Origin of the sequence: Bradyrhizobium sp. (genome assembly GCF_036735945.1) — a bacterium.
GTDB lineage: Bacteria > Pseudomonadota > Alphaproteobacteria > Rhizobiales > Xanthobacteraceae > Bradyrhizobium.
The window spans coordinates 1-24,995 of record NZ_DAINNI010000051.1; the positions used below are offsets into that span (position 1 = coordinate 1).

34 protein-coding genes are annotated in these 24,995 nt (G+C 63.4%); 19 read left to right on the top strand and 15 right to left on the bottom strand.

Annotated features, from left to right (window positions below):
- The 3 genes from V7E26_RS17300 to V7E26_RS17310 form a co-directional block, all read right to left on the bottom strand.
- The coding region (locus tag V7E26_RS17300) for a xanthine dehydrogenase family protein molybdopterin-binding subunit (RefSeq protein WP_324418172.1) at positions 1-797 on the bottom strand (797 nt) is incomplete at its 3' end.
- A 17-nt stretch (positions 798-814) separates the two neighbouring features.
- Positions 815-1,288, bottom strand: coding sequence for a (2Fe-2S)-binding protein (locus V7E26_RS17305; RefSeq protein ID WP_324418175.1), 474 nt, complete (start codon positions 1,286-1,288; stop codon positions 815-817).
- A gap of 17 nt (positions 1,289-1,305) precedes the next feature.
- Positions 1,306-2,178: an FAD binding domain-containing protein gene (locus V7E26_RS17310; RefSeq protein WP_324418177.1), complete on the bottom strand. Its 873-nt coding sequence runs from the start codon at positions 2,176-2,178 to the stop codon at positions 1,306-1,308.
- Positions 2,179-2,444: 266 nt separating this feature from the next.
- Here V7E26_RS17310 and V7E26_RS17315 point away from each other — a divergent pair, with 266 nt between their 5' ends.
- The gene (locus V7E26_RS17315; RefSeq protein WP_324418179.1) at positions 2,445-3,785 is read left to right on the top strand and encodes a lytic murein transglycosylase; all 1,341 of its coding nucleotides are present in this window, start codon (positions 2,445-2,447) and stop codon (positions 3,783-3,785) included.
- A gap of 84 nt (positions 3,786-3,869) precedes the next feature.
- Complete coding sequence (locus V7E26_RS17320) at positions 3,870-4,373, top strand: DUF1993 domain-containing protein (protein ID WP_324418181.1); 504 nt, start codon at positions 3,870-3,872, stop codon at positions 4,371-4,373.
- Positions 4,374-4,560: 187 nt separating this feature from the next.
- Here V7E26_RS17320 and V7E26_RS17325 read toward each other — a convergent pair whose 3' ends face one another.
- The gene (locus V7E26_RS17325; RefSeq protein ID WP_324418183.1) at positions 4,561-5,001 is read right to left on the bottom strand and encodes a hypothetical protein; all 441 of its coding nucleotides are present in this window, start codon (positions 4,999-5,001) and stop codon (positions 4,561-4,563) included.
- A 375-nt stretch (positions 5,002-5,376) separates the two neighbouring features.
- Between V7E26_RS17325 and V7E26_RS17330 the strand changes: the two genes are divergently transcribed.
- The 7 genes from V7E26_RS17330 to V7E26_RS17360 all read left to right on the top strand — a co-directional run bounded on the left by V7E26_RS17330 (position 5,377) and on the right by V7E26_RS17360 (position 11,617).
- Positions 5,377-5,766 (top strand): RidA family protein, encoded by a 390-nt coding sequence (locus V7E26_RS17330; RefSeq protein WP_324418185.1) that lies wholly within the window; start codon positions 5,377-5,379, stop codon positions 5,764-5,766.
- Positions 5,767-5,769: 3 nt separating this feature from the next.
- Positions 5,770-6,462 (top strand): glutathione S-transferase family protein, encoded by a 693-nt coding sequence (locus tag V7E26_RS17335; protein WP_324418187.1) that lies wholly within the window; start codon positions 5,770-5,772, stop codon positions 6,460-6,462.
- Between the two features lie 163 nt (positions 6,463-6,625).
- Positions 6,626-7,393 (top strand): SDR family NAD(P)-dependent oxidoreductase, encoded by a 768-nt coding sequence (locus tag V7E26_RS17340; protein ID WP_324418189.1) that lies wholly within the window; start codon positions 6,626-6,628, stop codon positions 7,391-7,393.
- Positions 7,394-7,799: 406 nt separating this feature from the next.
- Positions 7,800-9,128, top strand: coding sequence for a S8 family serine peptidase (locus V7E26_RS17345; protein WP_324418191.1), 1,329 nt, complete (start codon positions 7,800-7,802; stop codon positions 9,126-9,128).
- 63 nt (positions 9,129-9,191) lie between these two features.
- Entirely contained in the window at positions 9,192-10,016 is an 825-nt protein-coding gene (locus V7E26_RS17350) for a DUF6065 family protein (protein WP_324418193.1), read from the top strand.
- Positions 10,017-10,107: 91 nt separating this feature from the next.
- A complete protein-coding gene (locus V7E26_RS17355) occupies positions 10,108-10,350 on the top strand; it encodes a hypothetical protein (RefSeq protein WP_324418195.1) in 243 nt (80 codons plus the stop codon).
- Positions 10,351-10,444: 94 nt separating this feature from the next.
- Entirely contained in the window at positions 10,445-11,617 is a 1,173-nt protein-coding gene (locus V7E26_RS17360) for a cytochrome P450 (RefSeq protein WP_324418197.1), read from the top strand.
- A 237-nt stretch (positions 11,618-11,854) separates the two neighbouring features.
- Here V7E26_RS17360 and V7E26_RS17365 read toward each other — a convergent pair whose 3' ends face one another.
- On the bottom strand, positions 11,855-12,073 hold the full coding sequence (locus V7E26_RS17365; protein WP_324418200.1) for a hypothetical protein: 219 nt from the start codon (positions 12,071-12,073) through the stop codon (positions 11,855-11,857).
- A 154-nt stretch (positions 12,074-12,227) separates the two neighbouring features.
- Here V7E26_RS17365 and V7E26_RS17370 point away from each other — a divergent pair, with 154 nt between their 5' ends.
- Positions 12,228-12,575, top strand: coding sequence for a hypothetical protein (locus V7E26_RS17370; protein WP_324418202.1), 348 nt, complete (start codon positions 12,228-12,230; stop codon positions 12,573-12,575).
- A gap of 45 nt (positions 12,576-12,620) precedes the next feature.
- On the opposite strand, the gene V7E26_RS17375 is transcribed toward V7E26_RS17370, so the two are convergent.
- Both V7E26_RS17375 and V7E26_RS17380 read right to left on the bottom strand, forming a co-directional pair.
- Positions 12,621-12,839 (bottom strand): hypothetical protein, encoded by a 219-nt coding sequence (locus tag V7E26_RS17375; RefSeq protein ID WP_324418203.1) that lies wholly within the window; start codon positions 12,837-12,839, stop codon positions 12,621-12,623.
- A 91-nt stretch (positions 12,840-12,930) separates the two neighbouring features.
- Positions 12,931-13,197, bottom strand: coding sequence for a DUF2277 domain-containing protein (locus V7E26_RS17380; RefSeq protein ID WP_324418204.1), 267 nt, complete (start codon positions 13,195-13,197; stop codon positions 12,931-12,933).
- 127 nt (positions 13,198-13,324) lie between these two features.
- On the opposite strand from V7E26_RS17380, the gene V7E26_RS17385 reads away from it, so the two are divergent.
- The 4 genes from V7E26_RS17385 (at position 13,325) to V7E26_RS17400 (ending at position 16,018) form a co-directional block, all read left to right on the top strand.
- The gene (locus tag V7E26_RS17385; protein WP_324418205.1) at positions 13,325-13,564 is read left to right on the top strand and encodes a DUF2188 domain-containing protein; all 240 of its coding nucleotides are present in this window, start codon (positions 13,325-13,327) and stop codon (positions 13,562-13,564) included.
- Between the two features lie 93 nt (positions 13,565-13,657).
- A complete protein-coding gene (locus V7E26_RS17390; protein WP_324418206.1) occupies positions 13,658-14,719 on the top strand; it encodes an alpha/beta fold hydrolase in 1,062 nt (353 codons plus the stop codon).
- A gap of 17 nt (positions 14,720-14,736) precedes the next feature.
- Positions 14,737-15,117 carry an MmcQ/YjbR family DNA-binding protein gene (locus tag V7E26_RS17395; protein ID WP_324418207.1) on the top strand — a complete coding sequence of 127 codons (381 nt, stop codon included), beginning with the start codon at positions 14,737-14,739 and terminating at the stop codon, positions 15,115-15,117.
- A 262-nt stretch (positions 15,118-15,379) separates the two neighbouring features.
- Positions 15,380-16,018, top strand: a complete 639-nt coding sequence (locus V7E26_RS17400; RefSeq protein ID WP_442893420.1) for an MSMEG_1061 family FMN-dependent PPOX-type flavoprotein — start codon at positions 15,380-15,382, stop codon at positions 16,016-16,018.
- 171 nt (positions 16,019-16,189) lie between these two features.
- Here V7E26_RS17400 and bfr read toward each other — a convergent pair whose 3' ends face one another.
- Both bfr and V7E26_RS17410 read right to left on the bottom strand, forming a co-directional pair.
- Complete coding sequence (gene bfr / locus V7E26_RS17405) at positions 16,190-16,675, bottom strand: bacterioferritin (RefSeq protein WP_324418211.1); 486 nt, start codon at positions 16,673-16,675, stop codon at positions 16,190-16,192.
- Positions 16,676-16,817: 142 nt separating this feature from the next.
- Complete coding sequence (locus V7E26_RS17410) at positions 16,818-17,105, bottom strand: (2Fe-2S)-binding protein (protein WP_324418213.1); 288 nt, start codon at positions 17,103-17,105, stop codon at positions 16,818-16,820.
- 116 nt (positions 17,106-17,221) lie between these two features.
- Between V7E26_RS17410 and V7E26_RS17415 the strand changes: the two genes are divergently transcribed.
- The 3 genes from V7E26_RS17415 (at position 17,222) to V7E26_RS17425 (ending at position 18,323) form a co-directional block, all read left to right on the top strand.
- Positions 17,222-17,350 carry a hypothetical protein gene (locus V7E26_RS17415; RefSeq protein WP_324418215.1) on the top strand — a complete coding sequence of 43 codons (129 nt, stop codon included), beginning with the start codon at positions 17,222-17,224 and terminating at the stop codon, positions 17,348-17,350.
- A 123-nt stretch (positions 17,351-17,473) separates the two neighbouring features.
- Positions 17,474-17,791 carry a hypothetical protein gene (locus V7E26_RS17420; protein WP_324418217.1) on the top strand — a complete coding sequence of 106 codons (318 nt, stop codon included), beginning with the start codon at positions 17,474-17,476 and terminating at the stop codon, positions 17,789-17,791.
- Positions 17,792-18,050: 259 nt separating this feature from the next.
- A complete protein-coding gene (locus V7E26_RS17425; RefSeq protein ID WP_065744450.1) occupies positions 18,051-18,323 on the top strand; it encodes a hypothetical protein in 273 nt (90 codons plus the stop codon).
- A 105-nt stretch (positions 18,324-18,428) separates the two neighbouring features.
- Here V7E26_RS17425 and V7E26_RS17430 read toward each other — a convergent pair whose 3' ends face one another.
- The 6 genes from V7E26_RS17430 to V7E26_RS17455 form a co-directional block, all read right to left on the bottom strand.
- Positions 18,429-19,568 carry an oxidoreductase gene (locus tag V7E26_RS17430; protein ID WP_324418220.1) on the bottom strand — a complete coding sequence of 380 codons (1,140 nt, stop codon included), beginning with the start codon at positions 19,566-19,568 and terminating at the stop codon, positions 18,429-18,431.
- A gap of 81 nt (positions 19,569-19,649) precedes the next feature.
- Positions 19,650-20,402, bottom strand: a complete 753-nt coding sequence (locus tag V7E26_RS17435) for an SDR family NAD(P)-dependent oxidoreductase (RefSeq protein ID WP_324418222.1) — start codon at positions 20,400-20,402, stop codon at positions 19,650-19,652.
- Between the two features lie 281 nt (positions 20,403-20,683).
- Complete coding sequence (locus tag V7E26_RS17440; RefSeq protein ID WP_324418224.1) at positions 20,684-21,886, bottom strand: tetratricopeptide repeat protein; 1,203 nt, start codon at positions 21,884-21,886, stop codon at positions 20,684-20,686.
- Between the two features lie 147 nt (positions 21,887-22,033).
- Entirely contained in the window at positions 22,034-23,218 is a 1,185-nt protein-coding gene (locus V7E26_RS17445; RefSeq protein ID WP_324418226.1) for a lytic murein transglycosylase, read from the bottom strand.
- 53 nt (positions 23,219-23,271) lie between these two features.
- The gene (locus V7E26_RS17450; protein WP_324418228.1) at positions 23,272-23,472 is read right to left on the bottom strand and encodes a hypothetical protein; all 201 of its coding nucleotides are present in this window, start codon (positions 23,470-23,472) and stop codon (positions 23,272-23,274) included.
- Between the two features lie 43 nt (positions 23,473-23,515).
- Positions 23,516-24,106 (bottom strand): TIGR00645 family protein, encoded by a 591-nt coding sequence (locus V7E26_RS17455; RefSeq protein ID WP_324418230.1) that lies wholly within the window; start codon positions 24,104-24,106, stop codon positions 23,516-23,518.
- A 205-nt stretch (positions 24,107-24,311) separates the two neighbouring features.
- Here V7E26_RS17455 and V7E26_RS17460 point away from each other — a divergent pair, with 205 nt between their 5' ends.
- Together V7E26_RS17460 and brnA are read left to right on the top strand one after the other, a co-directional pair.
- Positions 24,312-24,611 carry a BrnT family toxin gene (locus tag V7E26_RS17460; protein WP_324418232.1) on the top strand — a complete coding sequence of 100 codons (300 nt, stop codon included), beginning with the start codon at positions 24,312-24,314 and terminating at the stop codon, positions 24,609-24,611.
- Positions 24,598-24,855: a type II toxin-antitoxin system BrnA family antitoxin gene (gene brnA / locus V7E26_RS17465; protein ID WP_324418234.1), complete on the top strand. Its 258-nt coding sequence runs from the start codon at positions 24,598-24,600 to the stop codon at positions 24,853-24,855. The genes V7E26_RS17460 and brnA overlap by 14 nt, the downstream gene beginning before the upstream one ends.
- Positions 24,856-24,995 lie beyond the last annotated feature (140 nt).

Genomic DNA, 24,995 nt, shown 5'->3' on the forward strand with positions numbered 1-24,995 from the left:
TCGAGATAGACGATGGTCTTGCCGCCGAAGCCGCCGCCGATCTCGGCGGGGATGGCGCGGATGTCGCTCTGCGGGATGCCGGTGAGGTGCGCCGTCATCGCACGCACCATGAACTGGCCCTGGCTGGAGCTCCAGATCGTGGTCTTGCCGTCGGGAGCGACCGAGACCAGGCAGGCGTGCGGCTCGATATAGCCCTGGTGCACCGGGCGCGTGGTGAAGGTGCGCTCGATGACGACATCGGCCTTCTTGAAGCCTTCGGCGATATCGCCCTTCTTGTGCTCGAGTCGCCCTGCGATGTTGGAGGGCTTGCCGTCGAACTTATTGAACTCGTGCAGAACAGGCGCGTCCGGCTTGATCGCGTCCTCGATCTCGATGGTCCAGGGCAGCACCTCGTAGTCGACCTCGATCAGCTTGCAGGCTTCGGCAGCGATCGCTTCCGACGTGGCGGCGACGGCCGCGATCGGGTGGCCGGGGAACAGCGCCTTTTCGCGCGCCATCACGTTGCGGCACATCCAGCGCATGTCCTGAATGCCGAGCATGACAGCGCCCTTCTCGATCGGGAAATCGACGATGTCCTTTGCGGTGACGACAGCCTTCACGCCGGGCAGCTTCTCCGCCTTCGAGGTGTCGATGCCGCGGATGCGCGCGTGCGGGTGCGGGCTGCGCAGCACCTTGCCCCAGATCTGGCCTGGCATGGTGGTGTCGGCGGCGAACTGGGCGCGGCCGGTGACCTTGTCCATGCCGTCAGGCCTGATGGTGCGCTGGCCGATCCACTTGTTGTTGGTGACGAGGTTCATGTCCTATCTCCCGCTCGTTACGCGCGCATCTCGGCAGCGGTTTCCATCACCGCGCGGACGATCTTGTCATAGCCGGTGCACCGGCAGAGGTTGCCGGCGAGCCAGAAGCGGACTTCCTCCTCGGTCGGATCGGGGTTCTTCTTCAGCAGCGCATCGGAGGCGACCAGCATGCCCGAGGTGCAGATGCCGCATTGAAGCGCGGCCATCTCGAGGAATTTCTGCTGCAGCGGATGCAGCTTCTCGCCCTGCGCCATGCCTTCGATGGTCCTGATCTCGTGCCCTTCGGATTCGACCGCGAGCATCAGGCAGGAGCAGACCAGGCGATCGTCGAGCGTGATCGAGCAGGCGCCGCAGTCGCCGGAGGCGCAGCCTTCCTTGGAGCCGGTGAGACCCAGCGGCCCGCGCAGCGCGTCGAGCATGGTGTCATTGGGCTCGCAGAGGAATTCCATCGGCTCGCCGTTGATTGACGTGGTGACGTGAACTTTGGCCATTGAGTTATTATCCGAATCTAATTTTTCTGGGTCGCGCGTTTGGCGGCGATTGCGGCGGTGCGCTTGAGCAGCACGCCGGCCACCCTGGTGCGATAGGCGATGGTGCCGCGCTTGTCGTCGATCGGACGGCAGGCGGCGGAGCATGCGGCGGCGGCCTTCGCCAGCGCGGCGTCGTCGAGCCTGGAGCCGATCAGCGCTTTCGCGGCGTCTTCGACCAGCAGCACGGTCGGCGCGACAGCGCCGAGGCCGACGCGGGCCGCCGTCACCGTGCTGTCCTTGATGGTGAGGCTGACGCCGCAGCCGACCACGGCGATGTCCATTTCCGTGCGCGGGATCATGCGCAGGTACGCATCGTTGGAGCCTGCGGGACGCGGCGGCAGTTTGAAGCTGACGAGAATTTCGCCGGGCTTGAGGTTGGTGCGGCCGGGACCGGCGGGCACATCCTCGACCTTGATCTCGCGGCGGCCGTCCGGGCCCTGGACGGTGACGACGGCGCCGGCCGCGACCATCGCGGGCACGCTGTCGCCGGCCGGCGAGCCGTTGCAGAGATTGCCGCCGGCGGAAGCCCGGCCCTGCACCTGCTTGGAACCGATCAAATTGACCGCCTCCAGCACGCCGGGCCAGACCTTGCCGAATTTTCCGTGTTCGGCGAGCGCCATGCCTGATACGGCGGCGCCGATGCGAAAGCCGCCGTCGGCGGTCTGTTCGATGGCGGTCATCTCGGGGATTTTCTTGATGTCGACGATCACGCCGGGCTTCAGGACGCCGGCTCGCATCTGCACCAGAAGATCGGTGCCGCCGGCCAGGACGCGCGCGGCGCTGCCGGCCTTGGCAAATGCGCCTACCGCTTCATCAAGCGTCTCGGGCGCGAGGTATCGGAGTTCCGTCATGGTATGTCCGCTATCTCCCTTATTCCTGCCCGCCCCATATGGACGATGGCCTTGTCCCGGCCCGGCAGTGCGGGCGAAGCCTACACGGCGGAAGGCGGTTGGAACAGCCTGCGAGATCAGGTTGTTACGGCGGGCTCCTATGCGCGCGGCGGGACTTGCGCGGGGGATTGCACCGAGGCCGGGCTACGGTGAGGCTGCACCGTTGGCTAACTCGGCCTGCCGGTCTAAAACCTGGCTTCAGATTCACGATTTTCGCGGGGACATGGATGCCGCTCTTTCGCCTGCTCGTTGCTGCCGCGGCGTCCCTGATCCTTTCATCCCTCGCCATCGCCCAGCCGGCCCCTGCCCCGGCCCGGCCCGCACCGAGACCCGCGGTCGCACCTGGCCAGCAGCCGGTGGCGGCGCCGCGCACGGCGCGTGCGGCGGCGTGTCACAACGGCATGTCGTTCGACCGCTTCCTGGCCGAGCTGAAGCAGCAGGCGGTCGCCGAGGGCGTGTCGCAGCGCGCGCTCGGCGAGGCCGCGCCCTACCTCGTCTACGACCAGGGCATCGTCAACCGCGACCGCGGCCAGCGCGTGTTCGGGCAGATCTTCACCGAGTTCGCGCGCAACCGCGCCTCCGATGCTGCGGCAAAGAACGCACAGGCCCGCATCAGGATGCATGCGGCGGCGTTCGCCCGTGCCGAGAAGGAATACGGCGTGCCGCCGGCGGTGATCGCCGCGTTCTGGGGACTGGAGAGCAGCTTCGGCGCCGAGCTCGGCAAGCTGCATACGCTGCCCTCGCTGGTGTCGCTGGCCTATGACTGCCGCCGCTCGGAGATGTTCAGCAAGGAAACCATCGCGGCGCTGAAGATCATCGACCGCGGCGATCTCTCGGCCGCCGAGATGATCGGTTCCTGGGCCGGCGAGCTCGGGCAGACGCAGTTTCTGCCGACGCACTATTTCAACTATGCGGTGGATTATGACGGCGACGGCCATCGCAATCTCCTGCGTAGCGCCCCCGACGTGATCGGCTCGACCGCGAACTATATCGCGACCGGCCTGAAATGGCGGCGCGGCGAGCCGTGGCTGCAGGAAGTGCGCGCGCCGCAAAATTTCCCGTGGGACCAGGCGGACCTCACCGTCAAGCTGCCGCGCGCCAAGCTCGCGCAGCTCGGCGTCACCTATCCCGACGGGCGGCCGCTGCCGAACGACGACCTGCCGGCCTCGCTCTTGCTGCCGATGGGCCGCACCGGGCCGGCGTTCCTGGCCTATGCGAATTTCGCGGCCTATACCGAGTGGAACAACTCGCTGATCTATTCGACCACCGCCGGCTATCTCGCCAGCCGCATCGCCGACGCCGCGCCGATGCGGCAGCCGGCGACGCCTGTCGCGCAACTGCGGCTCCACGAGCTGAAGGAGCTGCAGCAGCACTTGGTGCGCGCGGGTTTCAATGTCGGCAAGGTCGACGGCGTGATGGGGCAATTGAGCCGCACCGCAGTGAAGGCGATGCAGGTCAAGTACGGACTGCCGGCGGATTCCTGGCCGACCGCGGAATTGCTGGCGCGAATGCGCGGGCCCAGCGCGCAATCGCAGCCCGCGGGCCTCGCGATGCCCGCGGCGCGGTAGGTTGAACTTTCTCGACCGCCGCCCCATTTCGAACAACGCCTCATCCTCGCGAGGCGATATTCCACATCATGAAAAGAGCATCACATGTCTTTCCACGACTTAACCGTGCCCGCCTTCCAGCAGATCCTCGGCGGCCTTTCCGTCCTGCTCCGCAAGGCGGAAGCGCATTGCAAGGCGAAGAACATCCAGCCTGAGGTGCTGCTCAACGCGCGGCTTTATCCCGATATGTTTCCGCTGACACGCCAGGTGCAGACCGCCTGCGATTTCGCCGCGAAGACCTGCGCGCGGCTGACCGGCAGCGAGGTGCCGTCGACGCCCGATACCGAAAAGAGCTTTGAGGAATTGCAGGCGCGGATCGCGAAGGCCGTCGATTATGTGAAGTCGTTCAAGCCGGCGCAGTTCGAAGGCGGTGACGTCAGGGACGTGACGTTCCCCGTCGGGCAGAACAACACGCGGACGCTGAAGGGCCAGCAATATCTCGTCAACTTCGCCTTCCCGAACTTCTATTTCCACGCCACCACGGCCCACGGCATCCTGCGCCACAACGGCGTCGAGATCGGCAAGCGGGATTTCCTCGGCGTCCAGTAATCGGGCTTCGGTAAGAAATTCGCGCTCGCGCTCTGAAAGATTTTCGATATGCGCGAGCGCGTCATTGCGAGGAGCCAACGGGTCGCGCGAATGCGCGCCCGATGACAGGCTCCGCGACGAAGCAATCCATCCCGCCGCAAGTGGCGGCATGGATTGCTTCGCTCCGCTCGCAATGACGCCAAGAGACCTACCGCATCGTAATGGCCAGCCCGGAGAGATCCGCGTTCGCCATCAAGCCGACCTGATGGCCGGTCAACTCCAGCACCGCGCCCTTCTGGTTGGTCAACACGATCGCGCGCGCGCCGCGGCCGACCGCAAGGCCCGCGCCTGCCGCGCCGTAGACGCCGGCGACGTCGGAGGGACGCCAGATGTTGCTGACGCGGCCGCGCAGGATCGTCTTCGAGCCGCCGAACACGAAACCATAGTCGAGGCCGCCGGTCGAAAGCGCATAACGCCGGCCGCGGAAATCCAGCACGCCGCTGCCGCCGGAACCGCCGATCACCCAGCCCGCCTTGTAGATCGTGAGTTGCACGAAGCCTTCATCGGCACGCGCCGCGGAGGACAGTGTAACGCCCGCAAAAGCCGCAAGCGCGAGCATGGCGGCACGAACGGCGGATGGCATCTTCATGTATATTTTCTCCAGGATGATCGCGGGCAGGGCTGCGCGCACGATTCGAGTCGTGATGACCGATAGTACTTTCATCGGAGAGCGGGGAAAAGTGCATTGATGCGCGCGCCGCGGCGCTCACGACACAATTTCATCAAAATATGTCGGCCAATTGCGCAGACGCTTCTGCACAGGCAAATCATTGCGCCTGTGAACTGCATTACCCTTGGCGCGATCGTCTTGCGCTAGTTGTTCGCCCGGCACTCTCCTCCTGCGATCTCATCGCATCGCGCTCTTCCAGGTTATCGGCGGGTCGCGTGGCACGCGCCGCTGCCTTTCCAGCGAGGCAGCGGCGCGTTAGGTTCCGGAAAGCCTAACAGCTCAGGAAGGTGTTCCATGCCCGATATCAAGCATTTTGCGCCGCCCGCCGGCATCAAGGCTCCACCGCTCTCCTTCGCAACCCGCGTCGGCGACCTGATCTTCGTCTCTGGCATTCCGGGCTTTGACGACAAGGGCGCGCTTGCCGACGGCTTTGAGGCGCAGTTCGGCTTCGTCGTCGCCAACATCAGGCGCATCCTCGACGAAGCAGGCAGCTCGTTCCGCGATCTCGTCAAGGTCAACGTGCTGCTGACGCGCGCCGCCGACGTTGCGACGATGAACGTGCTCTATGCGTCGGCGTTCGGCCCGGCGCCCTACCCCGCCCGCACCACCTGCGTGGTGCAGGCATTGCCTGATCCGAAGATGCTGATCGAGATCGAATGCGTGGCGCAGATTTCCGGGCGGTGATCGATGCTGACCCTCTACTCCTATCCCGAACTGTTCGGCGTCGCCGACAATAACGGCTACGGGCTGAAGGTGTACGCCTTCCTCAATCTCACCGGCGTGCCGTTCGTCCATGAGCACATCTTCGACGCCTCGCCGGCGCCGCGCGGGCAATTGCCCTATGTCGTCGACGATGGCGCGACGATCGGCGACAGCGAAACCATCATCGCCCATCTCGTCGACAAATATCGCCTGACCATCGACGCCGGCCTCACGCCCGCCCAGCGCATGATGAACCATCTCGTCACGCGGATGCTGGATGATCTGTACTGGGCGATGTCGTATTCGCGCTGGAAGGATGACCGTTATTTCCCGGCGTTTCGCGACGGCTTCATCGCGCAACATCCGCAGATCGACGTCGCAGGCATGAACAAGGCCAGGGACTACAACGCGCAGCGCTATCATTTCCAGGGCATCGGCCGCTATGCGCCCGACGAGGCCTATGCGCGCGGACTGGCCGACCTGCAGGTGCTGGCCGACCTAGTTCCTGCCGACGGCTACGTGCATGGCGCGAAGCCGACCAGCGTCGATGCCGGCATCTACGGCTTCATCGCCAACATCCACTTCTTCCCGATCCCGACGCCGCTGAAGGCGTTCGTCACCGCCCATTCCAATCTCGTGCGCCATTGCGAAGCCATTCACGCGGCGGTGAGCAGGTGAAGTCGCCCGCCTTCGCTCCACGCTCCTCACCATCAGGTGGAAGCCGCGTACGGTGGACCACGTTTGCGCTTTGCGTACCCTACGAAACCATATTGCTTCCCACCTTGTACTGACCGGCCCGCTTGCTATCCTCCGGCAAAACCCAGGCAAGAGGAAACGCGCCATGCCCCTTCTCGAAAATCACATCGCCGTCGTCACCGGCGCAGGCTCCGGCATCGGGCGCGCGATCGCGCTCGGATACGCCCGCGAAGGCGCGCGCGTGGTGCTGCTCGACCGCGAGGAGAAGGCGGCGGCGGAGGCGGCGAAGGAAATCCGTGACGCCGGCGGCAAGGCCGACAGCTTCGCGCTCGACGTCGCCAGGCGCGAGGACTGCGTCGCGATGGCAAAGCAGGTTGCCGACAAGGTCGGCCAGGTCTCGATCCTCGTCAACAATGCCGGCATCGTCCGCCGCAACGGCATGCTCGGCGCGGCGGAGACCGTGATCAGCGACTGGGACGACATCATCACGGTCAACCTCACCGGCGTGTTCAACGTAACGCACGCGTTCCTGGCGCCGTTGCGCGCCAGCAAGGGGCGCATCGTCAATATCGGCTCGATCCAGTCCTTCGTGCATGTGCGCACGCCGAGCTCGCCGGCCTATACCGCTTCCAAGCACGGCGTGCTCGGCTTCACCAAGGCGCTGGCCGCCGAGCTCGGCAAGGAAGGCGTGCGCGTCAACGCGATCGGTCCCGGCTTCATCGCAACGCCGCTCAACGCCAACGCCCGTGCCAACAATCCGGAACTGGTGAAGACGTTCATGGATCACACCCCGCTCGGGCGCGCCGGGACCGCGGAGGACATCGTCGGCCCCGCGATATTCCTCGCCTCCGATCTGTCGGCCTATGTCTCCGGCTCGATCGTGATGGTCGACGGCGGTTACCGCGCGGTGTGAGTCGGGGCATTCCCTCGCGCCCCGGACGCAGCGCGGCACGCAAGTGATGCGCTGCAGAGCCGGGGTGCATGCCGCAGCGCGCTGTTGGCCGCAATGGGTCCCGGCCCTGCGGAGCAGCGTTGCACGCTGCACCGCGTCCGGGACACGAGTCCTATCCAGCCATACGCCACCCCAATTCCAATCGCTGAAATGTGAACGCGGCCGTGTGAAATCTAAGATTGTACAGCAAATTCAGACAATTATCGTTTGCGCACTGCCTGGCCGTTCCTTTCATTTCGTAGCACCTGATTTTCCGACGCATCGCCCGGCGATCGCTACGCCCACCGTACGAATTTGCCGCGCAAAGCGGCCAGGTAACTGACCTCGACGCATCAACATTCCTCAGATCAACCGACAGGAGACGAGCATGGCGAGGCGAAGCAAACCCAAATCATCCGACGCCGGAACGCAGCAGACCATCGCTGCAAGTCCCGACGAACTGCTGCTGGCAGCACTCGAGCAAGGCGGCGACACCACCAAGACCGGACGCTTCCTGATGACGTTCAAGGAAGGCGCCGCTGCCGCCGGCGTGAAGGCGCTGCAATCGAAAAGAGGCCTCCGCGTCGCGAACGCGCGCGACTTCAAGAATCAGGCCGCCGATCTGGCGGATGCCGGAGACGCCCACGCCATGGTCTTCCCGGAGATCGGCGTCGCCCTGGTCGGCGGAGCCGCCGCCGCCGAGCACGGCATCACCGCCGCCGATTTCGTCGAGGCCGACAGCGCCACGCACTCGGTCGACCCCGAATATTTCATGTTCGCCACGCAGGTGAGCCCGGGCGATTATCTGAGGGGCGTGTTGCATACCGCCGAGATGATCTACCAGGACATCGGCTCGTTGCACGGTGCGGAAATCGTCGAGGACGTGTCGGCCACGGCGGTCGGCGCGACGTGGGGGCTCCGGGCCTGCAGGGTGCCGCAGAGCACCTTCGACGGCAACGGAATCAAGGTTGCCGTTCTCGATACCGGTTTCGACCTCGGACATCCCGAGTTCGCGGGCCGCCCGATCGTTAGCCAGACGTTCGTCGGACAGCCGGTGCAGGATCTTCACAGCCATGGCACGCACACCGCCGGCACGGCGCTTGGGCCGCAATCGCCTCCCGGCAACCTGCAGCGATACGGCATCGCGTTCCGCGGGCGGATGTTCATCGGCAAGGTACTGACCAATTCCGGCTCCGGCACGCAGGCGCAGGTCCTGGCCGGCATGAACTGGGCGATCGCGAACCGCTGCGAGGTGATCTCGATGTCGCTCGGCGCGCAGATACCGCCGCAGCCCTCCTATACGGCCGCCGGCGCGGCGGCGCTTGCTGCCGGTTGCCTGATCATCGCGGCGGCAGGCAATGCCAGCGCGCGTCCGGGCAATATCCAGTCCTCCGGCGCGCCGGGGAATTCACCTACCGTGATGTGCGTCGGCGCGCTCGACAGTTCGATGCGGGTGGCGTCGTTCTCCAACGGCGGCAAGATCGACATCGCCGGTCCCGGCACGAACACGTTCTCGTCAGTCCCGCGGCCGCAATTGCACGACACCAAGAGCGGCACCAGCATGGCAACGCCGCATGTCGCGGGCTGCGCCGCGCTGTGGGCGCAGAGCAATGCAACCCTTCGCGGCGCTGCATTGCGCGCCAAACTGATTGCAACGGCCAAGCATCTGCCGTTGCCGCCGACCGACGTCGGCGCCGGCCTGGTGCAGGCACCATAGCCCGCCTTGCGCGTCCCGCACCGGCGCCTATGCTCCGGTGCGGGCAGCGTCTTCAGAAAAGCCATGAGCGCATCAGCCGCCACCGTGAAATTGATCCCGCTGGTTCCGAACCTGGCGCTGCCGCGCATTGCCGCGGCGCGCACAAGGACCTCCGTTCCGCCAGGCTATGGCGTGCAGGAGCAGTGCCTGCCGTTCACGGCCGCCAGCGCGCTCGGCGTGATCATTCCCTCCCCGATCCGCTTCGGCTTCTGCACGCTCGAGGAACTGCCGGGCGGATGCCGGGCATTCCGCTCGCCCGCGAACAGACCCGACGCTGCCGACAACTATCCCGAGCCGCGGGTATTTTACGTGTTCGACAATCCGCCAACCTGCTTCACCGGCAATGCCTATGAGCTCAGGGGAATTTCGGGCGATGCCTCACCGGCTGCAACGGTGCAAGAGCCCGGCATCAGCTTTTTCGATCGCGACGACCAATCGACCCTGATCAAGCTTCATCTGCCCTATATCTGGCGTACGCCCGACATGGTGGACACGCTTTTCCTGCCGCCGCTCAATCGCACCACATCCGGCGTCGAAGTCAAATGCGGCCTGGTCGAAACCGACTGGTACGCCAGTCCCGTGAATCTCGCCCTTGGCCTGCCGCCGGGGCCGGTTCATTTCAGGATTGGCGATCCGGTGGCGCAGGCCGTGTTCGTTCCTCGCGCGCTGCGGCGGCCGCACCTTGACGAGATCGCCGAGGATGACCAGTTGAATCTTGCGGCTCGCAATGGCCTCGCCGATTGGGACAGGCGGCACGCGGAAGATCGCAGCCTGTATAAGGTGTTGGCACGAAGCGCGGTTGGCCGTATCGAACCGGAGACACCGCCGGGCAGCGGCGAGAACCGCTAGGGCCGGCGGTGGTTCCGGATTTGCGCCGTGCCGTACAGGCGGCCATGCAGACGGCGACGAAGTTTTGGAGAGCGTCGTTTTGGAGAGCGTCATGGCAAAGAAGCAGAAGCAGGCCTTTGTAGTCACGGTCTCGGGCGAGCACGGGATCGAGAAGGTGACGCGCGAACTCAAGGCAAAGGGGTTCGAGGTCGACCAGGTCATGGACGCCATCGGCGTCGTCACCGGATCCGCCCATCCTGCCGACGTCGCCAGGATGCGCAAGATTCCCGGCGTCAAGGACGTGTCATCCGACACCCCCGTGGACATCGGACCGCCCGGCTCCCCGATATCCTGAAAATCCGGGCGATCGCATCGACCCGCGACATTTGACAGTGCCGCTCCGCTTGGCCACCCTGCGCGAAAAGCCGGCCAGACGGAAACGCCGATCCATGTCCAACGCTCCGCATTTCGACATCGACATTCCCTCTTTCTGGGCCGATCCCTATCCCGCGCTGGCGCGGATGCGCCGCGAGGCGCCGATCGCCTTCGTGCCGCAACTCGGCTCGACCGTGTTCACCCGACGCGACGACATCTTCACCCAGGAGAAGCGCATCGACGTGTTCTCCTCGCATCAGCCGAACGGACTGATGAACGTGCTGATGGGCCACAACATGATGCGCAAGGACGGCGAAGCGCACATGGCGGAGCGGCAGGCGATGTTTCCGGCGGTGTCGCCGCGCACCGTGCGCGACACCTGGCTCCGGCAGTTCCAGGCCCACGCCGACCGCATCCTCGATGAGCTCGCGCCGGCGGGCGAAGCCGATCTCTGCAAGGCGTTCGCGCTGCCGCTGTCGGCCGAATGCCTGAAGGACGTCACCGGCCTCACCAACATGCGCTACCAGGACATGGACGCGTGGTCGCAGGCGATGATCGACGGCATCGCCAACTACACCGGCAACAGGGAGGTCGAGGCGCGCTGCCATGCGGCGACTTCAGGCATCGATGCGGCGATCGACGACATGATTCCGGTGGTGACGAAGCACCCGAACACCTCGATCCTGAGCGTCCTGCTCGCGGCCGGCCAGAACATGGAAAGCATCCGCGCCAACATCAAGCTGGCGATCTCGGGCGGGCAGAACGAGCCGCGCGATGCGATCTCAGGCACGGCCTGGGCGCTGCTGACGCATCCCGAACAGCTCGCGCTGCTGCGCGAGGGAAAAGCGAAATGGATCGACGTGTTCGAGGAATATGCGCGCTGGATCGCGCCGATCCAGATGTCGCCGCGCCGCGTCGCCAAGCCGTGGACCTATCGCGGCATCGACTTCGAGCCGGAGGACCGCGTGTTCTTCATGTTCGGTTCCGCCAATCGCGACGAGGCCTGCTTTGCCGATCCCGATCGTTTCGACATCACGCGCGACACCCAGAAGAGCATCGCGTTCGGCGCCGGCCCGCATTATTGCGCCGGAGCATTCGCCTCCCGCGCCATGGTCGCCGACGTCGCGCTGCCGAGCCTGTTCGCGCGGCTAAAAGGCCTGCGGCTCGATGCGCGCGAGCCGGTGCGGATCGGCGGCTGGGCGTTCCGCGGCCTGCTCAATCTGCCGGTGACGTGGGATGCGAATTGAGAACCGGTCTCTGCCTCGCGCTCGATGGACAACAGACAGCTCATGCGAAAGCCCGGCGTTTCCGCCGGGCGAACGCAAGTATACGTTCCTGTGAAAGCGGTATTATGGTCCGACTGTTCCCGACCTTCTATCCGGACAAATACTGTCAGATCATCTGACACAGGCAGCGGGCAGGCATCGCTGCCGCCGACGCGCGGCCGATCGACGCTGCGAATTGAGAACGCCCGGTCTATCCGGCTAGTTCCCGAGTTGCCGATCGGACGTGATCTCCTTGAGCGCGCTGTGTGCAACAGCCCTCAATCCGCCCAGCGTGGTGTTTCCCCTCTTCGCACTGAGCTTCAGCTTTTGCGCAATGTAGCGGCGGTGCTCGTGGTCGCCGCCATGAGGGAAGACGCTGCACGTCTCCTCGAGAACGATATCCATGTTGGCAATTGTCCGATCATCCAATCTGGTCATGATGCCACCTCTTCGGGCGCTTGTGCTTGAACGAGATCCCTTTCGAGCAGTGAACGGATTTCGATGATAGCAACTTCGGGAAAAAATGGTACCCGACCAGGGAACCGTTCGGATCGCCGGCACTTGATTCCCGTGAGCTGCAGGATATGCGCACATGAAACGCACTGGCTGGTCACCCGGGATGGTCCCTTACGGCGCGGATGAAACCGTCTATCTCGTCGTCGACGGTTTTTCCGACGGGACGGTCTACCGCGAAACCGAGACCGAGAAGGCCGACCTTGAAAGCGTCGTCAGCGATCTGCTTTCCGGCCAATACAACAGCCCCGTCCGCATCGTGGCGTTCAACACGCTCGAACACTGGTCCGAGGATGTCTCATCGGACATTGCCGAGGAGATCCAGATGCGCTGCGACATCGACGGCGTGCCGCTGCCGGAGCATCTTACCGACTTCGTGCAAAGCCACGCCCGGCCGCTGCGCCAACTGGCACTTCGGCTCGTCTGAGGCCGGCGCCGGAGTTCTTTCACCCGGCGAAGGTGTCACCGCGGTTTAACGGCCGGCGCCGGGATCGCCGTTCGGCCGCAGCATCTGCATGTAGTGGAAGACCCAGCGCATCGCGAGAAACCACAAATAGCCGCCGATGCTGCCGCAAACGGCGAGCAGGATGGTGTAGGCGGGATGATACTCGCCGCTCCACCACAGCATCCCGCCGATCCAGAACACGGCGAAAAAGATTGCGGCGAGCTTCAAGCGCTTTTTCTGGTCCATGACATCCCTCCATGGCTGACATCCGGTGCCACCATGGCCGTCACGGCCGCGCCGCACCGTGAGGTCAATCACGCTGCGCCGGCGCGGGAGGCTAGCCGAACCGGCGCCGCGAGCGCTCCCTTGCCTTCTCGGCCTCGACCTCGCGGTCACGCGGCGCGGCATTGGTCTGCAGCGCGGCGAACAGGCGCCGCGCGCTGTCGGAGACTTCGGATACCGCGCGGTTGAACGCCTCCGCATTGGCCTGCGACGGCGAATTGAAGCCGGAAAGCTTGCGCACAAATTGCAACGCGGAAGCATGGATCTCGGCATGCGTCGCCGGCGGATCGAAATTGAACAGGGTCTTGATGTTGCGGCACATGGCTCTCTCCTTCACCGGTCATCGTTCAAGGACGAACGCTCGGTGCAAAATCCGACGGCGTGCCCTATTCTGTCATGAATTATGCGGCACGTTCACCCCGTCGGCACCGTCAAGCAGCGAGTTCCCGATGACCCATGTGACCTACAAGATCGTCGAACATGACGGCGGCTGGGCCTATACCGTCGACGGCGTGTTCTCCGAGCCGTTTGCGAACCGCGCCACCGCGCTTGCCGCGGCGCGGCGGGCGGCAACCGAGCAGCGGGGGCCGGGCCGCACCGAGGTGATCGAATACGAAACCGCCGACGGACGATGGCACTCGGAAACCGCCGCCGGCAACGACCGGCCGGAAACCGAGGTGGAGGGATAGGCGGCCCACCGGTCTGGTAACGGAAATCGCTGGTGTGATAGAGTTCCCCGCAAGCGGCGCACAAGACGGCCGCAAGCCCCGGGGAGAACCATCATGAACCTGTCGCGCGCAGCCTTGTCGGCAGCCTTCGCCCTGACGTCCATTACCGCCCTCGCCGCCGATTTTCCCGCGCCGAAACAGGGCGACTGGGTCGCCCGGGATTTCAAATTCCACACCGGCGAGACGATGGCCGAGTTGCGGCTGCACTACACGACAATCGGCGAGCCGGGCGGACAGCCGGTGCTGGTGCTGCACGGCTCGGGCGGCTCGGCGGCCAGCATGCTGACGGCAACGTTCGGCGGCGAGTTGTTCGGTCCCGGCCAGCCGCTCGACGCGGCCAAATATTACATCATCATTCCGGACAGCATCGGCCACGGCAAATCGTCAAAGCCGTCCGACGGCATGAAGACCGCGTTTCCGAAATACAATTACGAGGACATGGTCGACGCGCAGCACCGCCTGGTCACCGAAGGGCTCGGCATCAAGCATCTCAGGCTCGTGATCGGCAATTCGATGGGCGGCATGCATACCTGGATCTGGGGCGGCAAATATCCGCAAGCGATGGACACGCTGGTGCCGATGGCCTCGCAGCCGACCGAGATGGCGGCGCGCAACTGGATGCTGCGGCGGATGATGCTGGAGACCATCAAAAACGATCCCGACTACAATGGCGGCAACTACACCGCGCAGCCGCGCATGATGAAATACGCGATCAACGCCTATGGCATCGCGACCGGCGGCGGCACGCTGGCCTATCAGACGCTGGCGCCGACGGCGGCGAAGGCCGACAAGATGGTCGATGACCGCCTCGCCACCGCTGTTACCGCCGATGCCAACGACTTCATCTACCAATGGGAGTCCTCGCACGACTACAATCCAGCGCCGTCGCTGGAGAAGATCGAGGCGACGCTGCTCCTGATCAACGCCGCCGACGACGAACGCAATCCGCCCGAGACCGGCGTCACCGATGCCGCGATGAAGCGCGTCAAGAACGGCCGCCAGTTCCTGATCCCGGCCTCGACCGAGACGCGCGGCCATCTCACGACAGGCAATGCGAAGTTCTACAGGAAGCAACTGGAAGAGTTCTTGCAGAGCGCGCCGCAGCGGGCGATGTAGGCAGCGAAAGCGCGGCAATGACGGCAAGCCGTTTTCGCCGGACAGCGCTGGCGCTTTCCGATGCGGTGGAGAGCGCGCATCACGGCAAGGCGGATTTTCGCGTCGGCAAGCGCATCTTCGCTACACTCGGCCATCCCGACGAGAACTGGGGCACGCTGAAGCTGACTATCGAGCAGCAGTCGATGCTGGTCGAGGCGGAGCCCGAGATCTTCCGCGCGGTGCCGGGCGGCTGGGGTAGGCAAGGCTACACCAATATTCGTCTGGCCAAGGCCGACGCGGCGACGCTGAAAAGCGCGCTGACGATGGCGTGGAACAATGTCGCGCCGAAGTCCAGGTTGAAAGCGCGTGCGAAGAAGAAGACATCCTCACTTCGCACTGCATCAAGCGGGCGTCGCTGACATCGCTCATTATTTGAGCGTGCATCCGGACGCCCGCTCCGCTTGAATTGTCCGCAACGAGTCGCGGGTCGAGATGTCCGCGAGCACAGACAGGGATTGCGGAGGATCGGATGCGAAGGCTCGCGCCAGCCGCCTTGCTTGAGGCAATCCGATCGGCGAAGCCGTGGTGTGGTACGTGCACCACGGCGGCGCCATCATCATCAGCTGCTTCGTGCCGGCGGACGCGGTCTAGAGTCTATCAAGATGACGCCTGTTCCACGGGATGATAGCCTTGGCGCGAAATCGAGAGGAGCCGCCCTTGTCCGATCTTGCCCCTGACGACCTCGCCACGATCTATCCCGCCCCCTCGCCGCGCGTGATCGCCAAGGCACGGCCGGAGATCGATGTGCATGCGAGGAAGTTCATCGGCATGTCGCCGTTCTGCGTGCTGGCCACCTCAGGCTCGGACGGCAGCGTCGATGCCTCGCCGCGCGGCGGCAATCCCGGCTTCATCCATGTCGGCGGACCGAACCTGCTCCTGATGCCGGACCGCTCCGGCAACAACCGCATCGACAGTTTTCGCAACATCGTCGAGGGCTCGGGCTTCGTGCAACTGATCTTCTTCGTGCCCGGGATCGACGAGACGCTGCGCGTCGGCGGCAAGGGCAAGGGCACGGTAGACCCGGAGCTGATGGCCTCGATGATCGAGTTCGGCAAGCCGCCGCGCGCGGTGCTGCGCATCGACGTTGCGGAAGCCTATTTCCATTGCGGCAAGGCGCTGATGCGCTCGAAATTGTGGACCACGGAAAAGGTCGAGCGTTCGGTGATGCCGAGCATCGGCGAAGTGATCCACGACCAGACCGGCCTCGGCGAACGCGAGAGCCAGGAAGTGGTTTACGAGCGCTACAAGACGCAGTTGTAGCGTATTGTTGGCGACCGCAAAGCCGCCGTCATACCCCGCGAAAGCGGGGTATCCAGTACGCCGCGGCTTTTCGGTTCATTCGCTGATGTCTCTGGAACACCGGGTCACCCGCCCCATTGCGCAATTGCGCACAAGGCGGGTGACGACAGTTATGCGTCCCGCCCAGCCAGCTCAGTCCCCGCTCTCGAGGCCACCGACGTGCTTCTGGGTGTAGAGTTCGAGGCCGATGCGATTGATGAGGTCGAGCTGGGTTTCGAGGAAATCGATGTGGTGTTCCTCGTCCTTCATCAGGCTCTCGAACAGGTCGCGTGAGACGTAGTCCTTGACGCCGTGGCAGTAGGTTGCGGCTTCCTGGTAGAGCGTGCGCGCGCTGACCTCGGCGGCGAGATCGCACTCGATGATTTCCTTGACGTTCTGGCCGATGCGCAGCGGATCGAGCACCTGCATGTTCGGGAAGCCGTCGAGGAACAGGATGCGGTCGGTGAACTTGTCGGCGTGCTCCATCTCCTCGATGGATTCCTTGCGCCAGACCTTGGCCATGTCGAGCAGGCCCCAGTTGGCCAGCAGCCGGTAATGCAGCCAGTACTGGTTGATGGCGGTAAGCTCGCTGCGCAGGCCCTTGTTGAGATAGTCGATGACTTTGGGATCGCCCTGCATGGTCCACTCCGATTTCCGCCGGGACAACGGGACCCGACTCCTGAATTTAGAACGCTTCTAAATCAGTTTGGTGCCGAGAGCAATCGCCTCGCGCGGACAAGCTGCCGCAGCAATCGGAGATATCAGGGGATTTCGAAGCGCTTCAGCAGGCCGCCAGGGCGAAGGCCGGGGCAACCGGGTTCGCGGGATTCTCCTGGGCTGGCTCGTCATTGGCGGCGTGGCTATGCGGGCAGCCGGCGCAGCATTCCTTGGCGCAGGCGCCGAGCGCCTCATCGATGATGGTCTTGAGCGTCCGCGCGCAGCGGCCGCACTCGGCGCTGCAACCGAGGCATCCGTATATCTGCTTGGGATTTCGCGGCAGGTCCGAAGCTGCACTCACGGCATTCCGGACATCATGGTCGCTCAGGACGTTGCAGGAACAGACGATCATAGGAACGAAAACAACCCTCGTGATGCACTGTTATCGATATGGAAGTGCGCTCGGAGATGCAAAAGGAAAAGCCGCATTTTCAAGCAATTCCAAACTGATGCGGGCGCAATACTGGAATGAATCTAAACAGCGGTGTTGCGGTAAATCAAATCCGCGCTGATTTATCCGCTGATCCGGCATCGATCGCCGCCACCGCCTCCTCCGCCAAAGCCGAGGAAAACACTTTCGGTATTCTCGCACCGTGATCTGCGTCACCTCCCGTTTTCGTCATCGCCGGCGGTGCGGCGTTCATTGATCATTCAAGCAAAATATGGAACTGCTGCCGGGCGCGACTTCGCCCTTTGCCTCCCGCAAGAAAGGTCATGGCCATGAAGAAGACACTGATGGCGGTTGGAGCCGCCGCCGCATTAACCCTATCGGCTGTGGCCGTTCCCGCTCCCGCCCAGGCGCAGCGCGGTGTCGCTGCGGGCGTCGCTGCCGGATTGATCGGCGGCGCCATCGTCGGCGGCGCGATTGCGTCCCAGAACGGCTACTATTACGGCGCCCCCGGCTATTACGCGCCCGGCTACTATGGCGGCCCTGCCTATGTGGCCGATCCCGTCTACGGGGAATCCTGCATCTGGCAGCGTCAGCGCTTCTGGGACGGCTATGGCTGGCGCGTCCGCCGCGTCAGGGTGTGCGACTAGCGCCACCCGCTCGAAAGCGCTGCGCGCGCGAAGCGTTCATCTTCATTAAATTTGCGGCCCAACATCCCGAGAAAGCAGGGCTTTTCCGGGATGAGTGCTGTTCCGGCCCGAAAAAACCGCTTTCTTCGATCACAGTTTCGGGACGTTTACTTTCGATTGACCCATCTACGCTTTTTTAGCGAAACGGCAGTTCGAAAACAGCGTGTGAGTCACCCGTAAACCCGGCGCCCGAAGGCGCCATTCCAGGAGAGTCCAGGACATGAAGAAGACATTTGCTGCCTTCGTCGCGGTCGCAACGATTGCGGGTTCGCTTGCCTCGACGCCCGCAAGCGCCCAGCGTGGCGTGGCCGCAGGCGTGGCGGCCGGCCTGCTCGGCGGCGCGATCATCGGTGGCGCGATCGCCTCCAGCCGCCCGGCCTACGGCGGTCCGGTCTATGTGGAAGAAGCGCCCTACCCGGCGTGCCGCATGGTTCGCGAGCGCTTCTGGGACGGCTACGACTGGCGCTATCGCCGCGTCGAGGTCTGCAACTGATCTGACGCAAGCGCGATCATCGCGTGTTGATCGAGAGCCCGGCCGATATCTCGGCCGGGCTTTTTATTGGTGTCCCCTCATTGAGGACGCCAACCCGTCCTAGACCTAAAGGCGAGGAATCCAGCCGGGACGGCTCAACAGGTATTCGACCATTCGCGGAGGAATGCTCAAGGCTCCGGCTATCTCGCGCTCATTCTTCGGCAGTCCGGCGAGGATCGATGCTTCACGCTTGCTTCGGACCTTGGCAAGCCACTCCGGATCAACCACCACGGCGCGCCCTACCGCGACCAGATCCGCTCCCATTCCGATCGCGCCCTCGGCATCGATGCACGTCTTGATCCCGCCGCTTGCCATGACCGCACTGCGGCCGGCGATGACGCGGGCAAATGCCGTGATCGGACTCTCCGCCGGGGGAGGCCTCTTCTCGACCGGACCATCATAGACACGAGTCTCTCCCACAGGTTGGCTCTTCCGATAATCGTCGAGCGAAACGGAGATGTAGTCGAGATTCAACTTCGCAAGCTCATTACAAAGCAGCTTGGAGTCCTCGAGCGTATAGCCGTCAGGCTCGGCCTCGAATGGCGTAACGCGAAAGCCTGCGATCAGGGTTGGGCCGAGTGCGTCGCGAACGGCCTGCGCGACCGCGAGAGGAAAGTTCATGCGCCTTGCAAGCGTGCCTCCCCAATTATCGACGCGATGATTGGCCCGAGGCGAAAAGAACTGGTGAACCGCGTAGTGGTTGGCGCCGTGAATCTCGACGCCGTCGAACCCGGCTTTTCGAGCCAGCGCGGCAGCCTCCCGAAAGCTTGCAATCAGGCCTGCAACCTCATCGGCTGTCATCGCCCTTGGCGTCCTTGCTCCGGGACGCAACGATGCGACGGCAGAAGGCGCCCGCAGACATTGCTCGCCTATCAACTCGGGCTTTGCGATGCGGCCACCGTCATATATCTGCAGGATCGCAAGACCGCCTGCAGCGCGCATGGCTTCAGCAAGCCGTTGGAGACTGGACAAATGTCCATCATGTGCCGCACCGATTCCCTGCCAGGAACGCCCGTCCTGTTCGACGTAGGCGGCGGAAGAAATGGTGGCTCCGAATCCGCCGGCGGCCCGTCGCCGGACAAATTCGAATTCATCTTCGGTTGCCGTCCCATCTTCGTGGGAAGAATCGGTCGTCAGCGGCGCAATCGCAAACCGATTGGCCATCTCGCGTCCGCAGTTGAACCTGAAAGGAGACCAAACAACCATCGATCAAACCTCGGATATTCCCCACGCTGGGCGCCATCGAATGGAAGCCCGTTGGCGGCTTCGATAAAGGAGCCCGTCGTCCTAGTGAAAGATGCGTCCGGAGTCGATGACGACGGTCTGGCCGGTCATGGTCTCGGTGCGGCACATGGCGACCACCATGTCGGCGCAGTCGTCCTTGTCGGCGGGCTTCTTCAGGAGCGAGCTCGACGCGGAGCGCTCGATCTGCTCGGACCGGAGATTGGCTGTCGCGCGAGTGCCTTCCAGCAGACCCGGCGCCACGCAGTTGACGAGCGTCTCGGGCGCCAGCGCCACCGCCATGCAACGCGTCAGATGAATGAGGCCCGCCTTCGACACGGCATAGGCGATGGAAGAGCCGGTCGGGTTGAGCCCTGCGACCGAAGCGACGTTGACGATGCGGCCTCGCCCCTGGGCCTTCATGATCGGGGCCACCGCCTTGGTCAGATGCATCGGCCCGGTCAGGTTGACGGCCATGATCTTGTCCCACACCTCCATCGTCAGATTGTCGAGATCGCTGAAGGGGATCGAGACGTTGTATGCGGCGTCATTGATCAGAACATCAAGGCGACCAAAGGCCTTGGTTACCTCGCCAACCAGCCGATCCACAGCCGCGCCGTCGGTAATGTCACAGGCGAAAGCCTGGGCCTTGATTTGATGACGCGACGTTAGTTCGCTGACGACGCCTTCGGCCTGGTCGCGGCTGCGGGCGTACATGACGGCGACATGTGCGCCCTCCTGCGCCAGCGCATGGCAGATGCGCTGCCCCAGTCCGCCGTTGCCGCCCGTCACCAGCGCAACCATTCCCTTCAGGTCCATTGCTTCTCTCCTTTAATTGCGAATGCGCGGTCGCATCTTCTCCGGTGTAGCGGCTGACAAGAATAGCCATCGCTACATTCCTGAGCTACCGCGAGCCGCCGCCTGCGGCTCTTGACACCGATGGAAAGTCTCCTGGTCAGCCTACTCGACGACCATCCTGTCCAGAAGGCCGATAATCGAAGGCAAGCTTCGTCGCGCCGGCGAAGGGTCGTATGCTGACGAAAGGAGCGTGTCTATCCGTGGAGCGCATGAGGTCTGCCAGGGGCCGCCAATAGCGGACCTCATCGACAGACTGAAGCATCCAACTGCTTGGCGTCCGCTATATCCGCGTCGCCACTGCTGTCGTTGATCTTCTGCTTCAGTATTCCCCGATTGCAAAGCGCCCCAGCGTATTTCGGATCGAGTCGAATGGCCGCGTCGTAATCGGCCATGGCGCGAGTATAGTCGCCTTTGTTTGCATAGGCGACGCCCCGGCCATTAAGGGCCAACGTGTGCACAGGATTCAATCGAAGGGCTTCGTTGAAATCAGCGATGGCCCGGTCCACATCGCCTTTACTCCGATAAAGAATGCCCCGGTTCGTAAAGGCCCAAACGTAGTTCGGATCGAGTCGAATGGCCTCGTTGTAGTCGGCGATGCTCCGGTCGCGGTCGCCTATCCTCGAGTAAGAGAGGCCTCGGTCATAGTAGGCCACGGCGTTGTTGGGATTAAGCCGGATCGCCTCGTTGAAGCTCGCGATGGCCTTACCGTAATCACCAGCCTTGCCGGCCTCTTCACCTTCCTTTCGTTTGCGATCGGCATCCGCCTTACGCTGGCCTTCCGCCTCGGCTTCGTCCGCCTTGCGCTTGGCCTCGGTGTCGGCGGCCTTTCGCTCTTGCTCCAGTTTGGTCAAGGCCTGTTGCACTTCTCGTTGTCCGGCTGTCCCGAACAGCGCATAGCCGCCTCCAACGACCAGGAGCAGCGCCGCTACCACCGCAACGCCGATTGCCAGCCGCACGCGCCACCGGCGCTCGGGCGAATCATAACCGAGTGCCTCGCGCAGTCTCTTGACCAGCGCCTCGGCATCGCTGCTGAAATTGGTGTGGCGAACTTGAATAGCCTGACGGCGGGCAAGCAGCTTCAGCGAATCCGGGAGTTCGCTCGACCTTGGCATGCGCGCCCCGTCGACCAGCACCGGAACAACCGGAATGTTGCGGGTAAGCGCCGTCCCGATTTCGATCACGATGAAATCGTCCGGATTGTCCAGCCGTCGTCTTCCGGTTTCGTCCTGCGCGGCAAGCCAGTTCGGACCAATGATGGCCAGCATGGCATCGCACGCGGCTACCTGGCTCTTCAGGTACTCATCGAAGTCTCGCCCAACCGGGATGTTGTCGACATCCATGAAGAGCTTGTTGCGGCCGAACGTCGGGACGAGTGAATCGTGCAATCGACCGGCTACATGACCAGACTCGTCGCGGCGGTAATTGATGAAAATGTTGCCGGTCATCGGTTGCGGGGTTCCCCCTCCGATAGCCCCTCATTTATAGCATGGGGCCCGTCAAAGCAGTGTGAATTTGATCACATAGGGGCCAACCCGAGGCCTTGGCCCCTCCTCGCCCAGCCGAGCCAGCGGTACGGCTGACCGAAACGCCTCTCAGCGTCCCCCGCTCATCGAGCGCAGCACCGCTTCGCTCGGCCAGCAATCGAGCTTCAGCCCGGCTGACTTCTGATACGCGCCGAGCGCCGCGCGGGTCTGCATGCCGGCCTTGCCGTCGAGCTTGTCCTTGTAGAGGCCGATCCGCGTCAGATGACGCTGCATCGCCTCGACATCCGCCGAGCGCAACTGCGTCGACGCCGACCACGGCGTGGCGAACGGCTGCGGGCTCATCATGCGATCGGCGAGATGGCCGACGAACAGCACGTAGAGATCGGAGAAGTTATACTCCTTGATGACGAAGTAGTTCTTCGTGGTCAGGAACGCCGGGCCGTAGATGCCCTCGACCTGCAGCAGCGAGGCCGGCTGCGCCTGCTCGGCGGCGCTCAACCGCTGGCCGCGCACCGGCACGAAGCCCGCGCGCAGCCATTCGGCGACCGGCTTCGTCACCTCAGGCACGCCCATGGTGCAATCGACATTGGCCGGCGCCTTCACCTCATAGGCCCAGCGCACGCCGCGCTGCCAGCCCTTGTTGACGAGTTGCTGCGCGGCGGAGGCCAGCGCGTCCGGCACCGAATGCCAGATGTCGACGCGGCCGTCGCCGTCGAGATCGATGCCGTGCTTGTAGTATTCCGATGGCAGGAACTGCGTGAGGCCGGTGGCGCCGGCCCAGGACGAGCGGAAATCCCTGCGCGCCACCACGCCCTCGCCGAGCAGCTTCAGCGCGAGGATGAACTCGCCGCGAAACTGGTCCTTGCGGCGGCCGACATAGGCCTGCGTGGCGACGACGCGCAGCGTGTCGTAAGGCAGGCGATAGCGGCCGTAGTCGGTCTCGCGGCCCCAGATCGCGAGCACGACGCTGGCCGGCACGCCGAAGCGTTTTTCGATCTCGTTCAGCGCCGCCTGATGCTTCTGCATCAGCTTCTGGCCCTCGGCCGCCAGCCGCGCGATCGAGGATTCCTTCACATAGTCGGCCGGCACCTGCACGAACTCGGCCTGCGACGGCGCACCGGTGGCGGGCCGGCCCGGCAGCAGGAGATCAGGCAATTTGTAGTCGGGGTCCAGTCCCTGCGTCTCACGATCGAACGTCGCGCGCGATACGCCGGCGGCTTGCGCCTCCGGCCACAGCGAGGCGATGAACCGGGTGAAGGCGGCGTCGGCGGCGCGGGCCGGCGACTGAGTCATGAAAAACAGCAAGCCGAGAACAGCCGCCCAGCGTCCCAAACCGAAGTATCCGTTCACGCGTCGGTCAGATCGAGACGCCGCTCGATCCGCTCGATCCGGACATCCATCCGATCAAGCCGATTCGACATGTTTGCATATTGATGCTCAAGGCTGCCTACACCCAGCTTGATCTCGCGAAGATCATCGCGAACGTCGTCGATCGCGCCACGAATGTGACGCACGTGTTCGAGGACGATGTGGTCCGGATCAGTCATTTTACTACCCTACCACAAGAGCGGAGATGTTGGGAACACGTCATTAATGGCCGGCCGATTGCTTGCTACCTTCGATCGATTCGTTGGAAATCCTGTCGACATAGGCAATGCCGATCGCCGACAGAATGAAGACCGTGTGGATGATGGTCTGCCACATCACGCCGACCTCGGTATAGGTGCTCTTGCCGGACGCCAGGCCGCCGGCCTCGATGAAGGTACGCAGCAGATGGATCGACGAGATGCCGATGATCGCCATCGCCAGCTTGATCTTGAGCACGCTGGCGTTGACGTGGCTGAGCCATTCCGGCTGGTCGGGGTGTCCTTCCAGATTGAGACGGGAGACGAACGTCTCGTAGCCGCCGACGATCACCATCACCAGCAGGTTGGAAATCATCACCACGTCGATCAGGCCCAGCACCAGCAGCATGATCTGCTGCTCGCTGAAATCGAAGGCGTGGGCGAACAGATGCCACAACTCCTTCAGGAACAGCACCACATAGACGCCCTGCGCGACGATCAGGCCGATGTACAGCGGCAGCTGCAGCCAGCGCGAGCTGAAGATCAGCATCGGGATCGGACGCAGCGCCTTCGCCTGAGATGCAGGCGGCAACGGTGTTTCGGGCGTGAGGGACATTCAGGAGGGCTCGCTGGAGGTTTGGAATTGCGGAATGACGGCTATATCTACGCAATCTGACCGCACTGTGAAGCGACAACTGGCCGCAGCACGCGTCAGCCGGGCGGCTGATCATGCGGACTTCCATGGCAAAAAAGCGGGCAACTCCCTCCTGGAGACATATTGCTTCGACGCAAATTTATGTATATGTTGAGCGTATACAACAATGATTGACCTTGACCAAATTGCAGGCTTCGAATGGGACGTCGGCAACAGCCGCAAGAGTGTGGACAAGCATGACGTCAGTCAAACCGAAGCAGAAAGCGTCTTCTTCAATGATCCACTGATTGTGATCCAGGATGCAAAGCACAGCGAAAGGGAACCGCGCCTGAACGCGTTGGGAAAGACCGCGCAAAATCGTCTGCTACACATCACCTTCACCCTCCGGCAAAATGGGACCATGATCCGGGTGATATCGGCGAGGGACATGCACCGAAAGGAGCGCAAAGCTTATGAGCAAGCTTAAGTCGATTCCGGCCTTCAAGACCGAGGCCGAAGAACGGAAGTTCTGGGAAACGCACGACTCCACCGATTTTATCGATTGGAGCAAGGCAGAGCGCATGCGCTTTCCAAACCTCAAGCCCTCGACCACGGCAATCTCCATTCGCCTGCCGTCAGGGCTGCTGGAGCAGATCAAGATCGCTGCCAACAAGCGCGACGTGCCGTATCAGTCGCTAATCAAGATGTGGCTGGCGGAGAAGGTGGGGTGAACGGCGTCGAGGCATATGGCATAAACAACCATCGTCACCGATTTGCCGCTGGGCCGCTGGTCTCGCTGCCAACGGGCACCCCCTCTGGAAAATTGAAAGATACTGGATCGGCTATAGATAGCCAGGATCAAAAATAATCG

Bases quoted from the DNA above. Each gene is read 5' to 3' on its own strand.
- V7E26_RS17305 (WP_324418175.1), bottom strand. From the start codon at position 1,288: ATGGCCAAAGTTCACGTCACCACGTCAATCAACGGCGAGCCGATGGAA.
- V7E26_RS17310 (WP_324418177.1), bottom strand. From the start codon at position 2,178: ATGACGGAACTCCGATACCTCGCGCCCGAGACGCTTGATGAAGCGGTA.
- V7E26_RS17315 (WP_324418179.1), top strand. From the start codon at position 2,445: ATGCCGCTCTTTCGCCTGCTCGTTGCTGCCGCGGCGTCCCTGATCCTT.
- V7E26_RS17320 (WP_324418181.1), top strand. From the start codon at position 3,870: ATGTCTTTCCACGACTTAACCGTGCCCGCCTTCCAGCAGATCCTCGGC.
- V7E26_RS17325 (WP_324418183.1), bottom strand. From the start codon at position 5,001: ATGAAGATGCCATCCGCCGTTCGTGCCGCCATGCTCGCGCTTGCGGCT.
- V7E26_RS17330 (WP_324418185.1), top strand. From the start codon at position 5,377: ATGCCCGATATCAAGCATTTTGCGCCGCCCGCCGGCATCAAGGCTCCA.
- V7E26_RS17335 (WP_324418187.1), top strand. From the start codon at position 5,770: ATGCTGACCCTCTACTCCTATCCCGAACTGTTCGGCGTCGCCGACAAT.
- V7E26_RS17340 (WP_324418189.1), top strand. From the start codon at position 6,626: ATGCCCCTTCTCGAAAATCACATCGCCGTCGTCACCGGCGCAGGCTCC.
- V7E26_RS17345 (WP_324418191.1), top strand. From the start codon at position 7,800: ATGGCGAGGCGAAGCAAACCCAAATCATCCGACGCCGGAACGCAGCAG.
- V7E26_RS17350 (WP_324418193.1), top strand. From the start codon at position 9,192: ATGAGCGCATCAGCCGCCACCGTGAAATTGATCCCGCTGGTTCCGAAC.
- V7E26_RS17355 (WP_324418195.1), top strand. From the start codon at position 10,108: ATGGCAAAGAAGCAGAAGCAGGCCTTTGTAGTCACGGTCTCGGGCGAG.
- V7E26_RS17360 (WP_324418197.1), top strand. From the start codon at position 10,445: ATGTCCAACGCTCCGCATTTCGACATCGACATTCCCTCTTTCTGGGCC.
- V7E26_RS17365 (WP_324418200.1), bottom strand. From the start codon at position 12,073: ATGACCAGATTGGATGATCGGACAATTGCCAACATGGATATCGTTCTC.
- V7E26_RS17370 (WP_324418202.1), top strand. From the start codon at position 12,228: ATGAAACGCACTGGCTGGTCACCCGGGATGGTCCCTTACGGCGCGGAT.
- V7E26_RS17375 (WP_324418203.1), bottom strand. From the start codon at position 12,839: ATGGACCAGAAAAAGCGCTTGAAGCTCGCCGCAATCTTTTTCGCCGTG.
- V7E26_RS17380 (WP_324418204.1), bottom strand. From the start codon at position 13,197: ATGTGCCGCAACATCAAGACCCTGTTCAATTTCGATCCGCCGGCGACG.
- V7E26_RS17385 (WP_324418205.1), top strand. From the start codon at position 13,325: ATGACCCATGTGACCTACAAGATCGTCGAACATGACGGCGGCTGGGCC.
- V7E26_RS17390 (WP_324418206.1), top strand. From the start codon at position 13,658: ATGAACCTGTCGCGCGCAGCCTTGTCGGCAGCCTTCGCCCTGACGTCC.
- V7E26_RS17395 (WP_324418207.1), top strand. From the start codon at position 14,737: ATGACGGCAAGCCGTTTTCGCCGGACAGCGCTGGCGCTTTCCGATGCG.
- V7E26_RS17400 (WP_442893420.1), top strand. From the start codon at position 15,380: ATGATAGCCTTGGCGCGAAATCGAGAGGAGCCGCCCTTGTCCGATCTT.
- bfr (WP_324418211.1), bottom strand. From the start codon at position 16,675: ATGCAGGGCGATCCCAAAGTCATCGACTATCTCAACAAGGGCCTGCGC.
- V7E26_RS17410 (WP_324418213.1), bottom strand. From the start codon at position 17,105: ATGATCGTCTGTTCCTGCAACGTCCTGAGCGACCATGATGTCCGGAAT.
- V7E26_RS17415 (WP_324418215.1), top strand. From the start codon at position 17,222: ATGAATCTAAACAGCGGTGTTGCGGTAAATCAAATCCGCGCTGATTTA.
- V7E26_RS17420 (WP_324418217.1), top strand. From the start codon at position 17,474: ATGAAGAAGACACTGATGGCGGTTGGAGCCGCCGCCGCATTAACCCTA.
- V7E26_RS17425 (WP_065744450.1), top strand. From the start codon at position 18,051: ATGAAGAAGACATTTGCTGCCTTCGTCGCGGTCGCAACGATTGCGGGT.
- V7E26_RS17430 (WP_324418220.1), bottom strand. From the start codon at position 19,568: ATGGTTGTTTGGTCTCCTTTCAGGTTCAACTGCGGACGCGAGATGGCC.
- V7E26_RS17435 (WP_324418222.1), bottom strand. From the start codon at position 20,402: ATGGACCTGAAGGGAATGGTTGCGCTGGTGACGGGCGGCAACGGCGGA.
- V7E26_RS17440 (WP_324418224.1), bottom strand. From the start codon at position 21,886: ATGACCGGCAACATTTTCATCAATTACCGCCGCGACGAGTCTGGTCAT.
- V7E26_RS17445 (WP_324418226.1), bottom strand. From the start codon at position 23,218: ATGACTCAGTCGCCGGCCCGCGCCGCCGACGCCGCCTTCACCCGGTTC.
- V7E26_RS17450 (WP_324418228.1), bottom strand. From the start codon at position 23,472: ATGACTGATCCGGACCACATCGTCCTCGAACACGTGCGTCACATTCGT.
- V7E26_RS17455 (WP_324418230.1), bottom strand. From the start codon at position 24,106: ATGTCCCTCACGCCCGAAACACCGTTGCCGCCTGCATCTCAGGCGAAG.
- V7E26_RS17460 (WP_324418232.1), top strand. From the start codon at position 24,312: ATGATTGACCTTGACCAAATTGCAGGCTTCGAATGGGACGTCGGCAAC.
- brnA (WP_324418234.1), top strand. From the start codon at position 24,598: ATGAGCAAGCTTAAGTCGATTCCGGCCTTCAAGACCGAGGCCGAAGAA.